10 protein-coding genes are annotated in these 14,814 nt (G+C 44.9%); 4 read left to right on the forward strand and 6 right to left on the reverse strand.

Annotated features, from left to right (window positions below):
- Positions 1 to 109: 109 nt before the first annotated feature.
- Positions 110 to 1,426, reverse strand: coding sequence for an RNA polymerase factor sigma-54 (gene rpoN / locus MNQ98_RS24930; protein ID WP_241930644.1), 1,317 nt, complete (start codon positions 1,424 to 1,426; stop codon positions 110 to 112).
- A gap of 108 nt (positions 1,427 to 1,534) precedes the next feature.
- On the reverse strand, positions 1,535 to 3,082 hold the full coding sequence (gene pruA, locus MNQ98_RS24935) for an L-glutamate gamma-semialdehyde dehydrogenase (protein ID WP_241930645.1): 1,548 nt from the start codon (positions 3,080 to 3,082) through the stop codon (positions 1,535 to 1,537).
- 173 nt (positions 3,083 to 3,255) lie between these two features.
- Between pruA and MNQ98_RS24940 the strand changes: the two genes are divergently transcribed.
- Both MNQ98_RS24940 and MNQ98_RS24945 read left to right on the forward strand, forming a co-directional pair.
- Positions 3,256 to 4,176, forward strand: a complete 921-nt coding sequence (locus MNQ98_RS24940) for a proline dehydrogenase family protein (protein ID WP_241930646.1) — start codon at positions 3,256 to 3,258, stop codon at positions 4,174 to 4,176.
- A gap of 91 nt (positions 4,177 to 4,267) precedes the next feature.
- Positions 4,268 to 6,010 carry a sigma 54-interacting transcriptional regulator gene (locus MNQ98_RS24945; protein WP_241930647.1) on the forward strand — a complete coding sequence of 581 codons (1,743 nt, stop codon included), beginning with the start codon at positions 4,268 to 4,270 and terminating at the stop codon, positions 6,008 to 6,010.
- 146 nt (positions 6,011 to 6,156) lie between these two features.
- On the opposite strand, the gene MNQ98_RS24950 is transcribed toward MNQ98_RS24945, so the two are convergent.
- Positions 6,157 to 6,633 (reverse strand): ArpU family phage packaging/lysis transcriptional regulator, encoded by a 477-nt coding sequence (locus MNQ98_RS24950; protein WP_241930648.1) that lies wholly within the window; start codon positions 6,631 to 6,633, stop codon positions 6,157 to 6,159.
- A 341-nt stretch (positions 6,634 to 6,974) separates the two neighbouring features.
- Here MNQ98_RS24950 and MNQ98_RS24955 point away from each other — a divergent pair, with 341 nt between their 5' ends.
- Complete coding sequence (locus MNQ98_RS24955; RefSeq protein ID WP_241930649.1) at positions 6,975 to 7,409, forward strand: helix-turn-helix domain-containing protein; 435 nt, start codon at positions 6,975 to 6,977, stop codon at positions 7,407 to 7,409.
- A gap of 62 nt (positions 7,410 to 7,471) precedes the next feature.
- Positions 7,472 to 7,897 (forward strand): ImmA/IrrE family metallo-endopeptidase, encoded by a 426-nt coding sequence (locus tag MNQ98_RS24960; protein WP_208917889.1) that lies wholly within the window; start codon positions 7,472 to 7,474, stop codon positions 7,895 to 7,897.
- Positions 7,898 to 7,995: 98 nt separating this feature from the next.
- Here the strand turns inward: MNQ98_RS24960 and MNQ98_RS24965 are convergent, their stop codons facing one another.
- The 3 genes from MNQ98_RS24965 to MNQ98_RS24975 form a co-directional block, all read right to left on the reverse strand.
- The gene (locus MNQ98_RS24965) at positions 7,996 to 9,264 is read right to left on the reverse strand and encodes an APC family permease (protein WP_241934035.1); all 1,269 of its coding nucleotides are present in this window, start codon (positions 9,262 to 9,264) and stop codon (positions 7,996 to 7,998) included.
- Between the two features lie 487 nt (positions 9,265 to 9,751).
- Positions 9,752 to 13,075, reverse strand: a complete 3,324-nt coding sequence (locus MNQ98_RS24970; protein ID WP_241930650.1) for a DUF5704 domain-containing protein — start codon at positions 13,073 to 13,075, stop codon at positions 9,752 to 9,754.
- Positions 13,076 to 13,088: 13 nt separating this feature from the next.
- Complete coding sequence (locus tag MNQ98_RS24975) at positions 13,089 to 14,306, reverse strand: S-layer homology domain-containing protein (RefSeq protein ID WP_241930651.1); 1,218 nt, start codon at positions 14,304 to 14,306, stop codon at positions 13,089 to 13,091.
- Positions 14,307 to 14,814 lie beyond the last annotated feature (508 nt).

Below are 14,814 nucleotides of genomic sequence, written 5' to 3' on the forward strand. Positions count from 1 at the left end.
CCATTTCTTTTTTTTTCATTCGTGGTTCATAGCGAACTGTTCCTCAAACGAGCGTCCCCCTTTTGGGAACCCTTTCAGTTCCATTCAAAATGGTTGGGGAAAGCACTCTTCATAATCTCCGCCTCCGGTATGTTGAGGACAAGATTTTCAATTCTTCACGATACTTAGTTACCGTTCTGCGCGATAGCTGTATCCCTTCTGCAAACAGTAGCTCAACGATTTTCTGATCGGAATACGGCTTACTCTTGTTCTCGGCGTCGACGAGTTCCTTGATTCTCAGCTTTACGCTACGTGAGGATGCCCCGCTTCCGTCCGCTGTGGATAAACTTGCCGCGAAAAAAAACTTTAAAGGAAACACACCATGCGGGGTAAGCACGAACTTGTCGTGAATTGCCCGGCTGACCGTGGATTCATGCATCCCCAACATGCTGGAGATGTTAAATAAATTCATCGGACGAAGACCTTTTACGCCTCTCGCCAGAAATTCCCGTTGTTCCTCCATCATAGCCGTTATTACCCTCACCAAGGTCACCTTCCGCATCTCGATACAGCGTTCAATCCAGTGCGCCGACTTAAAGCAGCTGCTTAAATATGAGGACGCCTCGGCCGTTTGCCTAATTTTTATCCACTCCCGGTATTCCTTGTTCACGGATAGTCTGGGGTGGGCAGAAGGGTGCAGCGCAACCGTAAAATCATCCCCTATACACCGGACAACAGCATCAGGAACGATATAATGTGGTTCTGGAATGCTCATCGATAGCCCCGGACGCGGATTTAGGCTGCGGATATACAGTGAAGCACTCCTCACTTGTTCCTTGTTAATTCGTAAAGCAAGAGCGATCTGATCGAAGCTTCCATTGGCCAGTAGCGGTAAATACCCATCCACGATTTCTTCCGCATACGGAACAGGTTCCGGATCCCGAACGATTTGCAGCAGCAGACATTCCCGCAAATCCCTGCAGGCTATTCCTGCCGGCTCTAAAGATTGCAGCTGGTGAAGTGCTGTACCCAGAAGATCATCAGAAAACTTAAACACTCCTCTGAGGTCCGACAACTCCGCCTCCAAATACCCGTCATCGTTAAGATTTCCCGCCAGAAATGCGGCGGCCCGGTACACATCGGCTGGAAGGGAGAGGAGACGGAGCTGATTCTGCAACCTTGTCTCCATTGAATCTTGCGCTGGCTTCACATTCCACAGCGGATCTTGTGCATACTTAATGCTGCTGGTGCTTGTTCCGCGTTTCTTGCCATATCGGTAGCCATCATATCCAACTTCAATCTCAAGGACCGGGTTCTCCATAGCCTGCTCTTGCAAATATTGCATAAGCTCATATCCTGACAATGATAAAATATGAATGGATTGCTTCAATTCAGGTGTTATGGTCAAAGTCGGACGTTGATCCTGCACCAAATGATAGCTTAACAACAGATTCCCCCCTTCTCCCGAGTCGGCTATAACTACATCCTACGATCTTTTTCTTCTACTATACTTAATATGATCTGCAGTGAACATTGAATTTAATAAACAGTTCCATTAAAACCTGTCGCAAACCAGCTTGCCTTGAGTAAACAGTAGCAGATAATCCCGGCCCCCTGCCTTGGAGTCCGTACCCGACATATTGAATCCGCCGAACGGGTGAGTTCCAACCAAAGCACCTGTGCACTTGCGGTTGAAGTATAAATTCCCGACGTGGAATTCACGTCTGGCTTTCTCCAGGTTAGCTCCATTGCGTGAGATTACAGCCCCTGTTAAGCCATAATCGGTTCCGTTAGCAAATTGAAGTGCCTCGTCAAACGACGCCGCTTTCGTAAACGCTACGACAGGTCCGAATATTTCTTCCTGAGAAATCCGAGCATCTGCATCCACATCGGCGAAGATTGTAGGTTCGATAAAGTAACCGTTCGAGTCCCCCGTACTACCACCGAGCACCAAACGTCCTTCCTTCTTACCAATTTCAATATATTCCAAGATCTTATTATATGCTTTCTCATCTATAACTGGCCCCAGATTGGCATCTGCATCTGCTGGATTCATCATCTTCAGCTGTCCTGCGCGCTCTACCACCCGCTCCAGCACCGTATCATAGACATCTTCGTGAATGATGGCGCGTGAACAGGCTGAACATTTTTGCCCGGAGAACCCAAATGCGGACAATGTAATCATATCAGCAGCCAGATCCAGATCAGCTTCACTATCAACAACGATTGCATCTTTACCGCCCATCTCAGCCACTACTCGCTTGATCCACTTTTGTCCCGGATTTGTCTTGCCAGCACGTTCATTAATTCGCAGACCAACATCTCGGGAACCGGTAAAGCTGATGAATCTTGTAAGCGGATGATCGACCAGGTAATCTCCTACTTCACCACCGGGACCCGGGAGGAAATTGACAACACCAACTGGCAAACCCACCTCTTCAAGCAAGGCCATGAATTTCGCTGCAATAACCGGCGTAGTGCTTGCCGGCTTTAGGACAACGGTATTGCCGGTAACGATGGCGGCTGTAGTCATACCTGCCATAATTGCCAGCGGAAAATTCCAAGGCGGAATGACGACACCAACTCCAAGCGGGATATAATACAGTTCATTCTCTTCCTCAGCACTTGCCGTTAACGGCAGAGGCAGACTGAGCCGCTGCATCTCACGTGCATAGAATTCCAGGAAATCAATGGCCTCCGCTGTTTCCACGTCAGCCTCCACTCTGGTCTTTCCGGCTTCGAATGTCATGATGGCAGAGAATTCATGTTTACGCCGGCGCAGAATGGCTGCCGCCCGGTACAGATACCTTGCGCGTTCATTCGGATCGGTATGCTTCCATGTCTCGAATGTCGCGGCCGCCACTTGGATCGCTTTCTCTGCAAGATGGGTATCCGCTTGCGAGACAATGCCAATCACCTGCGAATGATTGGCCGGATTTATTGAAACGGCTGTACGCTCAGTTGTAATTCTCTCGCCGCCAATGATGAGTGGATACTCTTCACCCAGTTCAGCCTCTGCTTTTTTCAGCGCCTGCTCATATAATTCGTGATTTCTTTCTTCCTTAAAATTTACAAATGCCTCATTCTTAAACTCGGTTCTCATATTCGAACAACCATCCTCTCACAATTTGTTTAGATATATCGCCTTCTCATCCAAAGATACAAAGCAATTATCGTGCCAAGTCAAACTCAATGCTATTTGGCACATTTTTTGCTTAAAAATATGTCGATTCAGTATCTTTATTACAACAAACCTCTTGAAAGGGGAAATTATCTTTGGATCACATTGAACTTTATCGCAAAACGCTGTTGTCGGTTTCCGGCAATCGTATGGTCGAGAAACTTGCCATGAAATACGGTCGGAAATTGGCCGGTAAATTCATTGCAGGCGACACACTCGCTGAAGCACTGGACGAAATTGAGCATCTGAATGACAAGGGAATCATGGTGACGCTGGATCATTTAGGAGAGGGCATTTCGCACCTAAACGAAGCTGCAGCATACAGGGAAGAATATATCAGGCTTGTGGAGGGCATTGCTGAGCGGAAGGTCAGCTCCAATGTATCGCTGAAGCCAACGCAGATGGGATTGGCCCTCGACGAGCAAGTCTGTTACGATAACATCCGCTCGATCGTGCTCCAAGCTAAACAACATAACAATTTCGTCCGAATTGATATGGAGGATTCGCCTTTCACCCAAGCCACGATTGATATTGTACTCCGGCTGCATGCAGAGGGTCTGACCAATGTCGGCACCGTCATCCAAGCATACTTATTTCGCACGGAGGAAGATGTTAAACACTTGATCGACGCTAAAGTCAATCTCCGGCTTGTAAAAGGAGCCTATAAAGAACCTTCAACGGTTGCCTATCAGCAAATGGGTGAGGTGATTGACAATTACAAACGGATCATCAAGATGCATTTGGACAGAGGCGTATATACAGCGATCGCATCACATGATGACCGGATCATAAACTGGGTCAAATCCTACACCAAGGAGAATGGCATCACCAAGGATGCGTTTGAGTTCCAGATGCTTTACGGCTTACGGATGAACGATCAGGCTGAATTAGCCAAAGAGGGATACCGTATCCGCTGTTATATGCCTTATGGCACGATGTGGTATCCCTACTACACTCGCCGATTGGCCGAGAAACCAGCCAATCTGTGGATGGTTCTCAGCAATATGTTCAAATAATATTTACACTGAAAATCAGGCTAGGTATAATGGCCCTAATAATACAAACATGATAATAAAACGTTTATCATCATTTATAGGGGGCGCCGGAATGAAACATGTATTGCCTAGTCTGGAATGCCTTATCCGTACAGATTACAGTATGATTCATCTGTCTAACCTGTCAGAGCTTGAGGGCGCTCAACACGAGGCTGTTGGAGTTCCTATCTTCTTGGAGAACGGTCAGGGCCGCTATGGTTTGCTGCAATTAGAAACCGCTTCCAAACTTCTTGACCAATCCTGTGTAATGGATGTTGCTGTTGTAAATATAGATGATTCTTTACAAAGCATCACTCAAGCATTTAGAGTGGCCCCTCTCGCTATTGTGGAACGCAACGGCAAACCCGTTGGCTACATCTCATCAAGCGATGTGATCGAAGCCACGCTGCAAGCGTTTCGGCATCTGGAGGCTTTTTTCTCCACAACCTTGGAAACGCTAAATCCCGATGTCGCGATTACACTGATCAACGAGGAAGGCCATGTGGCCGTCTGGACATCCGGCGCGGAGCACATCTTCTCAATTCGCAGGGACGAGATTATTGGAAAGCCCGCTTCGGATTTTTTCCAAGTTGACCGTTTACAGTCGCTCCGAACGCTCAAGACCGGCGAATCAGCCCATAAAATGCAACATCGGCCTCGTCATGACATGTTTGTCCTCATTAATTCCAATCCCATCACCTTAGATGATCAGATCATTGGCGCTGTAGCGGCAGAATCCGATCTGACTACACAAATGAGACTCCATCAAGAGTTGCTCCAGATGACGACCAAGGTCCATCATTTACAGAAGGAAGTCGCCATGCTCAGCCCTTCAAGCGACCCTTTCCAACATATCAAAGGAACAAGCAGAACCATCAAGAATAGCATCGATACCATCCGAAAGATCAGTACAACCAAAGCGACGGTCCTCATTCAAGGAAAAAGCGGCACCGGGAAAGAGCTCTTCGCCAAAGGAATCCATGATTCCCGTGAAGGGAGTAGTGCTCCGTATATTGCCATCAACTGCGGAGCCATTCCGGCTGCCTTGTTCGAGAGTGAATTGTTTGGGTATGAGCGGGGAGCGTTCTCGGGAGCGGACCCCAAAGGCAAGAAGGGAAAAATAGAACTCGCGAGCGGCGGCACCCTATTCCTGGATGAGATCGGGGAAATGCCGCTGGAGATGCAGGTCAAGCTGCTTCGTGTGCTGCAAGAGCGAAGTTATTTTCCCGTTGGTGGCACACAGTTGAAGCGGACCGACTGCCGTATCATCGCGGCAACCAACCGCAATCTTGAACAGATGATTGCCGAGGGCAGCTTTCGTGAGGACCTGTACTATCGATTGAACGTGGTTTCCATTGAGATCCCTTCCTTGCGTGAACGCAAAGAAGATATTTACGAATTGACGCAATCCTTCCTGCAAGAATTCTCGCTTATTTACGGCCGGCATATCCAGTCTATTGCTCCCGATGTGTTTGAAGATCTGCTCCTTTACGACTGGCCGGGCAATATCAGGGAATTGCGCAACACAATAGAGCGACTAGTGATTTTCTCCACCGATGGTGAGATTCGACGCGAATATTTACCTGACAATATCTATTCAGGGGATAAGCATATCCCAGTTTCGAATCCAATGTCCTATAACTTAGACATTATGGAGATGGACGGTGCAAAGTTTCAAGCGGAGCTCGATAAATTCGAGCGGAATTTATTATTGCAAGCGCTAGCATCAGCTAATGGAAATAAGCTGTCCATTGCCAAACAACTTGGTATCTCAAGGGCAACACTATATAACAAGCTAAAGCGGTTGAATTTGTAACACTGCAGCGCAAGTCTAAGTATTTAGACACATTCTGTCCCACTGTCTAAATAGTTGTACAGCATAAATAGAAACATGCCGCTTCAATGATGTGAAACCGGAAGACCTGTAAGGTCCTCCGGTTTCTATTGATTAAGCCATAACAATCAACCTGATTTACATTTCGCAGCCTTCTCTAGCTCCGTCAGCTTTATCAGCCCCCTGTCCGCAAAGACCAGAGCCATTTTATAAAAGGCCTTGGTACGGATCTTCGTATACGTATCCTTGCTGACTGGCGGCTCAAGAATATGGTTGTACACCTTATAATCAAATACATCGTCTTGTTTCATATATCTCTCCCGTATCAGTAACTGCTCACGCTCACTAAGCCGCCCCACGATCGATTCAATCATCTCACAATAATCCTTCCTTGCGGCAGGGACATCTACATTATATATGGCAATCTTCGCCGTTTGATCTGAGGTCACATTGGTCGGTCCGTGGAACCGTTCCGTATACGATGCAGTCATGCTCGTCTCTCTTACTTCAAATGTAATCATTTTATAGATACGATACTTTTCAAATATCGCCTCAACAGCCATTTGGGTTTTTCTGCGATCCAATTCCGGTAAAATAGAGTTCATACCAATTCGCTCCTCTTTAGAAAGTCATATTGATGTAAAACAGCTCTTCCACGCTCAATCTCATATCCCACAACGATGGTTATTTTGCCATTTGGCATCAAAACATTCAGTATTAAGTGTTCGTATTTTCGTTCGTATTTAAATACAATATACCACTATTTGGTGATTGCCGTAAAATACTAAAATTCCTAATCTATCGTCATGGACGTCTGCTTACCTTCGTTTATCTTGCCTTTTGGCAATGATATCTCTTTTTCTTTTACCTGTTGGCAAAAGCATTCGATCTGTTTATACTATTATTAATAAGAAGCTATATGGGCGAAGGTAAGGAGTGGCCGGACGTGGAGCAATCATTTGGTTCATACTTAAAACAGTTAAGGGAAGAACGTGGTTGGAGCATGAATCAGTTGGCTCAGGCCGCTGAGATCAGTGGATCACAAATATCGCGTATTGAAAATGGTCTAAGAGGCGTCCCCAAGCCGCAAACGATTCGAAAAATTGCCGATGCATTGGATGGCTCCTATGAGGAGCTGATGAAGCGAGCGGGTTATTGGGAGAGTGAGCATACCGACCAGAAGTCCGGAGTAGGCATGCCTGTTCCCGAATGGGCAACGTACAAAGATAAGAGAGATTTCAAAAAAATGCTGGAGGATGACGGAGATCTGATGTTCGACGGTATTCCACTAGATCAGGAAGACAAACAGCGAATCAAGGATGTGTTGACCGGGTTGTTTTGGGAAGCCAAACAGATGAATAAACGGAACAAGAATCGGTAGAGTAGAACTCTAATGATGGATAAAGAACGAACACACTACAATAATGTTGCAGGTGAAATGGCATGGATGATCTGGTACAACCAATAATTCGCAAGCTGATCAAAAAACATCATACCAACTGCCCCTTTCAATTATCTTCGGCGCTTGGAATCCACATCCGGTACGCCGATCTTGGCAAAACAACCAAAGGACTATATTTCCGCAAACTTAGAAGGCGGTTTATCGTCATCAATTCCCATCTTCCTGCTGAATGGCAGCGGTTTGTATGCGCTCATGAGCTGGGACACGACCGTCTTCATAAGGGGATAAGCCGTTTATTTTTGGAAGAGCATTCTTACTTCTGCCCCGGTAAACTCGAAAGACAGGCAAATCGTTTTGCCGTTGCTTTGTTGACAGCTGATTTAGCGCTCATGCATGAAGAAAGTATGCGGGAATATTACCTTCGAGCCGGCATTCCACAGGAAATGCTATATTTTTTTGACACTTAACCGAACATAAGTTCTTATACTGGGATTTATTCGCACAAAAAAGGACCGAACGTTCTTGCGTCCAGTCCTTTTCCAAGTCATAAAGTCCTTATATTCAATTACCCTTTTTGGTATATCTTCTGCAAAATATAATAGACAGGCAGTCCGATCAGCGTCAGGCCGATCGCCCATAAGCTGTCAGCCGGTTGGTTCAGCAGCGTGCTGATCACAACAAACAGCGAGCCTGCAATGGCTACTAGTGGAACAAATGGATATAGGGGGACACTGTACTGCCGCTTCAGATCTGCACGACGCTTTCGCAGAATGAATACTGCGATAAACGCCATAATGTAAAACAGGTAAATAGCGAAGATCGCCATCTCCGACAGATAGTCCGGATTGCTAAGCACCATCATAATGACAGCGAGGATCACCTGCATGACAATGGCAGCCACAGGTGTCCGCGATTTCGGATGAACCTTACTCAAAATTCTCGAAAAAGGAAGCTGGTGTCGTTCCGCCATAGCAAAAGGCACCCGGGGAAAAGTTAAGATTTTTCCGTTCATACAGCCGAATATAGAGATCAGAATACCAACGCTGATGACCTTGGCGCCGATCCCTCCCATTAAAATTTCCGCCACCTTCCCCGCTGAAGCCGTCCCCAGGGAGACGATTTCGGAAGCCGGAAGCACCTTCAACATTGCGAAGTTGATCACCAAGTATGCGATGGTTACTACGGTTAAGCCACCAACAATGGCGATTGGCAAATGTTTTGCGGGATTTTTCATCTCACCAGCCACGAATCCTAGCAGCATCCATCCATCATAAGCGAACAGAGTTGCCAGAATGGCCGCTCCCATCCCTAGCTGATCCATGACCGGACTCCCGCTACTGAATACCTGCTCGTTACCTTTCCAGACCCCCAGTACAGCAATTAGCACAATCGGTACAAATTTTGCAAGCGTGGTTATCGTCTGGATCGATCCGCCATACCTGGTTCCTAGACTGTTAACAGTAGCCAAGAAAATAACAGCGCTGATGCCAAGCGGAAGATACCACGCTTCGGACAGGTAGAACAGATTGGCAAGCAGCAGTCCAAAATACAGACCCAATGCACCAATAATCGCCGGTCCATAAATGATTGTCTGCATCCACCCACACAAATAGCCCCAAATCTTGCCGTATACTTCCTCCATATAAACGTACAGTCCTCCGGTTTTCGGAATTTGCACTCCTACTTCCGCAATCGTAAGACCACCCGCAATCGTAATAATTCCACCGAGGAGCCATGCGACAAGAGCAAGCGTTGAACCACCCGCATATTGAATGACAACCCCTGGCTTCATAAAAATGCCTGATCCTATAACGGTACCGATAACAATGGACATGGCTACCGATAGCCCGATCTGTTTCTTTAACTGTCCTTCTGTTTCCACATCATTTCCTCCAGCTGTAAACTTAGTTGTCGAAAAACATTATATCACTTTTGCTTTTTCTTATACGGTGTATCTTACTTCCAATCCGTCTTCCAATCTGTGTTCTAAAAGTTGAACTAAAGATTCTTAGCTTGAGCATCACTACAAATGCGGATTATTCTTCCAATCACTATTGCCCCCAGATTTCTTTTATGTATTTATATAACGTTGAAATCCGGGGACAGTTTATGCTTCCGATGAGAGCTTTCCTACGGTAAGCTTTTAGGCGACCACTTACGTTTCTCCAGAATAATTCCGCCTTCTCCGTTGGTAGTACTTCCTTTTCTATAGTTCAATCTATATAGTCCCCAGTCCCGCATTCCAATCTAAAAAGCCAGACGCTTTAAGCGTCTGGCTGATGAACATTTCCCTCAACTTGAAATGCTCTCTCCCCATCCCACTAATGAGGTACCTGCGAGGAAAAGTCTTTCTTACTGGACTGATCCGCATGATAAAACACCGTGTCACCATCGGTCAGTGCAAATCTGTAACCATAAGGATCGGTATACGTGTTTTTGAACCCCTCCAGCTTCCACTGATTCATCAGTGGAGCATGAATATACTGGAGATGCGGCCGATCTATGTTACCATTTTGAATGGTCTCAATATTAAAGTTCACCACGATAAAACCTTTCTTCAGAAAAACGTCCGATTTCTCGTCGATCCCCTTTCCGCGGCCATAAGCGGCAAGATCGGTTCCCTTCTTGACAACGTAAACGTCCGAAGGAATACTGTATTCTCCATACCAGCGCTGAACAGCTGCATTGGCTCTTTCTGAATTTACCGAAGGAGGAAGTCCTGTCTTCGGACCGATCAGGGTACGCACTCCGGAAGGTAACAGCATCCAATCATAACGCCCAACCCATGTCTTGCTCTTGGAGATTTTGTTCATATACTGCTTGGCGTAAGCCTGAGCCGACATCCCACCGGATGCTCCGCCGTGATTGTACAAATACGACGCCGTATCCTGCATTTCACTCTGGGGCACATTTCGGAGCCGTTCATTAAGAATCACATATCGCTTCTCTGTGTCCTGAGGCGATCCGATTCGGATAAAGTTCCGGCTGCTGCTGTGATAATAAAGATCTACTGGTTGCCTGCCTGATCCATCTTTTTTCACAAAAAAGAAGCTAGGTGTTATCGAGATGCCATCCCTTGTACTGAACATATTCCCTTTTGTTTTGAGATCAAATTTGAAGTGGTAGCCTGTTTTCACAGAGATGTTCTTATATCCTTGCTGTGGATGTTTCCCTGGTGCAATAGGTAGTGTAAACGGTAGCTGATTTCCTCTAGGATCTCCGTCTATATCCCGCTGACCAGTCCAATAAAATGTGCCGCGCGGCGTTGCGCTCCCCTTTTGCGTACGAAATACAGTTTCCCAGTTGTAATCAACGATATCCGTGATTCGAAAATCATATACTCGTCCAATAACTTCCACTGGTTCAATATCCGTCGCCACATGGTGGCTCAAATCCTGGTTCGCGCTTGGCTGAGTTGAAAAATCCACAGGGGCATTTTCAGCGATGTTCCTAAAGTGTACTTGGTAATCACCTTCGTCCACCCACACGGGTAAGAAGAATTCTGTATCCAACTGGTTAACGGGTATATCGATCCAGGTATCTTTCGGGTAGAATATAGTTCGGCTACCGTTGTACGTATCAAAAGGGAATTTCACTTGCTTCGTCCGGAAGTACTTAGCATAATCCCTGTTCCCATAGCCCGGATAATTTACATGCTGTCCATTCGTAGGAATTCGTACTTTAAATGGCCTCTCTAAGATGAATGCAGCTCGAGAATAATTCGGGTTAGTCTTTTGATTATGTGCCTGATCATCCGTCACCGAAGAGTAGTTGACTACCGGAGTATGTACAGTAACCGTATTAATTCCATGGATTGAAAACTTCTGGTCGCTACCACCGTTGATGTTCCCGGGTATCAGACCGTAGAAAATCTCACCAGCGCTTGTTGTGTTAGCTCTATTAACCTTATCTTTGCTAATCATATGGTTAGGACTGTATAGTACGTCCTGTCCTATCTGCGTTGGCGCCGGAATACTTCCCGGCTTAGGTCCTTTTTCGTCCACTCGCTCCCCATTGATGATGGTTTGATTGTTAAAGTCCAGCGAATCATTGGTTACTTCGACCTTACCCACGGCGGCTTCAGCGAAGCTCTTTAAGTCCTCGTTGTCTGGTGACGGTCTGCTCTTTCCTCCGTTCTTGCTTCCTCCTGGAGCCGTAATGGTTCCTGGATCTGGTGGAGGATAAAAATCCCCGGTTTGTTCTGCAGTAAACTCTGGCTCTTGGTATCCTTCTGGACCAATTGAAATCTCACCGCCTGGTAAGGCATAATTCCGAAGTATTCCCTGATCAATCTTGTAAACTTCCAGATTATCGATCGCCCAAAAAGAGTATGGACGTTCGATGATATGTGTCTGTGTTACCGTTTCTTGATCAGACTGCGGATCCGGAACAGTAGTCGTTTTTCCATCTACAGTAATTGTCTTTCCAGGGTCCCAAGTTAATGTCCATGTTTTTTCAACATTCACCGTAAATGTACACGTACCCGTCATGTTTACGAACTTATTTTGATAGAGATAATTTCTTGCTAGAATATTCGCGTATAAACTCTCAGATGTCGGTATTCCTTGCAGAACATCAAACTGTTCGCCACCTCGTTGATCAGCTTTTATGACCGCCATAGCAACCGGGTCCATGTACTTTCCAGGTATCACTGTTCCTGGTTCCGGTACTGTGCACATAGGAGGTGGGGGTGGTGTCTCTTCACATCCTGGCTCTCCTGGCTTGCATGGTGGTTTATCGCCATCTACCGTGATGGTCACATAATCATAAATGTAATAAGGTCCGTTCTTCCATTTTGCTGTAATCTTTGCCGTACCCTTGCCTTCAGCCTTAACCACTCCGGTTTTAGGATCCACAGAAGCTACCGTTGCTTTGTCGGAAATCCATTCGGTCTGCTCCCGTTTGGAAACGTCCACAGGATCAGTAAACCCATCCATGTCGTACTCCTTCGTTCGAACCTCAGCTTTTAACTGCTTGGTCTGCCCCTTCTTTAAGGTTGCATTCTCGGAAACCTTTAGCTCTTTGGTTTCAGTCACATAGCCAATATAAAATATCTCTAGTGGAGTGTAGTAATGAGCGTTAAATTTTGGTTCTCCATTCGGTTTCGAACCATACTGTTCTTTTTTGGTAACTACAAGAGGATAGCCAGTATATGTATTCAAAGTTGCAAAAATTTTTCCTTTTTCAAAATCAGGTTTGTTTCCTTCCCTTTCATAACTTTCATGATCGATATAGTTTATATCCTCGATTCCAAGTTCTTTAACCTTATCTCTTTTAAATGGATTATCATTATCATCACGTAAAGATTCTGGTGCATAATTGAACGTGTTAATTTTATTTTTCACTAGTTGCTTCGTAGGTACAGCATCATGTCCGGAACCGTGAGTATCCGTAAATACCTGCTCACCGTTATTTAGAGTTGCTATCCATCTTGTAGTGTCGGTTTGAGTCCAAACAGTTTTAGGATTAGGCTTACTTTCACCTTTAACAGTGACTTTAATTGTTTGTTTTTTATAAGCTAACCCAGCTGGGTTCACTTCAATACCTTTAGTGGGATACCTATTTAGAAATTTAGCGTAAGTAATATTTTCAATATTTAATAAAAAGATTGTAAATACTAACAGTACCGCTAATAACTTTTTCACTCCTTATCCCACCTTATTTCTGTTTTAAATACACTACCGATCCATCATCCATATCTACTTGGGATCTAAAGTTCCCATCTTTCAAATATTGGGTTACCCATAGAGTCACACCGTTAGGTCGATTTGCAAAGAAGCTTTTTGTATTCATCCTTGGAAGCGTATAGTAACCAAATTTGTCTGGCAAATCATTAGTGATCGGCGCACCACCAGTAAAATCACTAATTCCACTATAGTAATGATCAACATCAAACTCTTTGGATTTCGGGTATATTGTAATCTGCAGATAAACAGGATATACGTTTTTACGTTCTGTTAAGAATGCTTTGTTGCTTTCGTCGATGAAAAATGGTGCATAGATACTTTTCTTATCGTTCCATTTCTGTGTATTCACAGCAACCATACGATGGAAAACAAGACTTCCAGCACTATTCCGAAATGTATTCTTCTTACCAGCAACATCCGCAAAGGAAGTGTTACCTGTCGTAAATGGAGTTACCAACTCCAAATTCGTTTTTTTAGTACCTAGCATTCTGAGCTCGTTAAGATCTGCAAAGGAAGTAGCTGATTGGGTACTCACTTTATCCAGTCTTAGAAGAATGGCCGATGTTTCCGCTCTTGTTGTCGTTTTTTTAAGACCGAACGATCCATCCGGATAGCCACTCATTAGATTTGTTCCCATCGCAACAGCAATGTACGGAACACTGGCTTGTGAGATTCCTGGTTTGAAAGCTTCTTTCGCCGGAATAAGAGTTGATTTGGTATCTGCAAGTGCCTGTTTAAAGTCTTTATCCACAGCTGCTAGACCAGAGCTTAACCATTTGGCCATCTCTTCTCGGGTTAGAGCAGTATTTGGTTTGAATCCATTTGGATAATCACTTGGGTTTATAAATCCCAAAGATACGGCACGATCCACTTCTTTTTTACTCCAATGATTTTTTAAGTCATTAAATACATCCGTTTTTTCAGTTGCCGGTATTTCTTTAGACACACGAGCCATTAATACTGCAAATTCAGCTCTTGTAACTGTAGCATTAGGCTTGAAAATACCTTTACCGTACCCTTTAAAGTAGCCTTTATTTACCGCCGAATAGATAGCATCCTTTGCCCAATGATTCGCTGGCACGTCCTTAAATTTCGTAGCTGCTGAAACCTCTCCAATACCCGTAAATGGAAATACAGCACTTACAGCGATTAAACCGACTAGCACACTCTTAAAGTACATTTTCATCATGACCCACTCTCCTTGTATATTTTTAAATACGCTTTCAAAACTTGTCTTTTATGTCACTAATAGAAGAAATTCAACGGAGAAGGCGGAATTATTCTGGAGAAACGGAGTGGTCGCCCGAAAGCTTTCCATAGGAAAGCTCACATCGGAAGCATAAACTGTCCTCGGATTTCAACGTTATATTAAGGCTCAAACTTATAATCAGTTCTTGACATAAATAGCAAAGTAGCGGAGGGGATGGAATCGATCTGAAGAAGCGAAGTGTTCGCCTTTGTCCCCGAATTTCATCCACTTTAAAAGTTGATTCATAAGAAATTTGGGGACAACAGCGATCGTAAGAACGATCCATCTACGTAGCGGCTTCATTGCTTAATGCAAGCACTTATTTTGGATTTGAGCCTATATTAATACATCAAAGAAATCTGGGGGCAACAGCGATTGGAAGAATAATCCGCATTCGTAGTGATGCTCAGACTTGAAAGTTTTGGTTCATCTTGTCTAGTATTTAAAC

This window comes from Paenibacillus sp. N3/727 (genome assembly GCF_022637315.1).
GTDB classification, from domain to species: domain Bacteria; phylum Bacillota; class Bacilli; order Paenibacillales; family Paenibacillaceae; genus Paenibacillus_AQ; species Paenibacillus_AQ uliginis.

Coding starts and splice junctions, on each gene's coding strand:
- pruA (WP_241930645.1), bottom strand. CDS start 3,082: ATGAGAACCGAGTTTAAGAATGAGGCATTTGTAAATTTTAAGGAAGAA.
- MNQ98_RS24945 (WP_241930647.1), top strand. CDS start 4,268: ATGAAACATGTATTGCCTAGTCTGGAATGCCTTATCCGTACAGATTAC.
- MNQ98_RS24950 (WP_241930648.1), bottom strand. CDS start 6,633: ATGAACTCTATTTTACCGGAATTGGATCGCAGAAAAACCCAAATGGCT.
- MNQ98_RS24960 (WP_208917889.1), top strand. CDS start 7,472: ATGGATGATCTGGTACAACCAATAATTCGCAAGCTGATCAAAAAACAT.
- MNQ98_RS24965 (WP_241934035.1), bottom strand. CDS start 9,264: ATGTCCATTGTTATCGGTACCGTTATAGGATCAGGCATTTTTATGAAG.
- MNQ98_RS24975 (WP_241930651.1), bottom strand. CDS start 14,306: ATGATGAAAATGTACTTTAAGAGTGTGCTAGTCGGTTTAATCGCTGTA.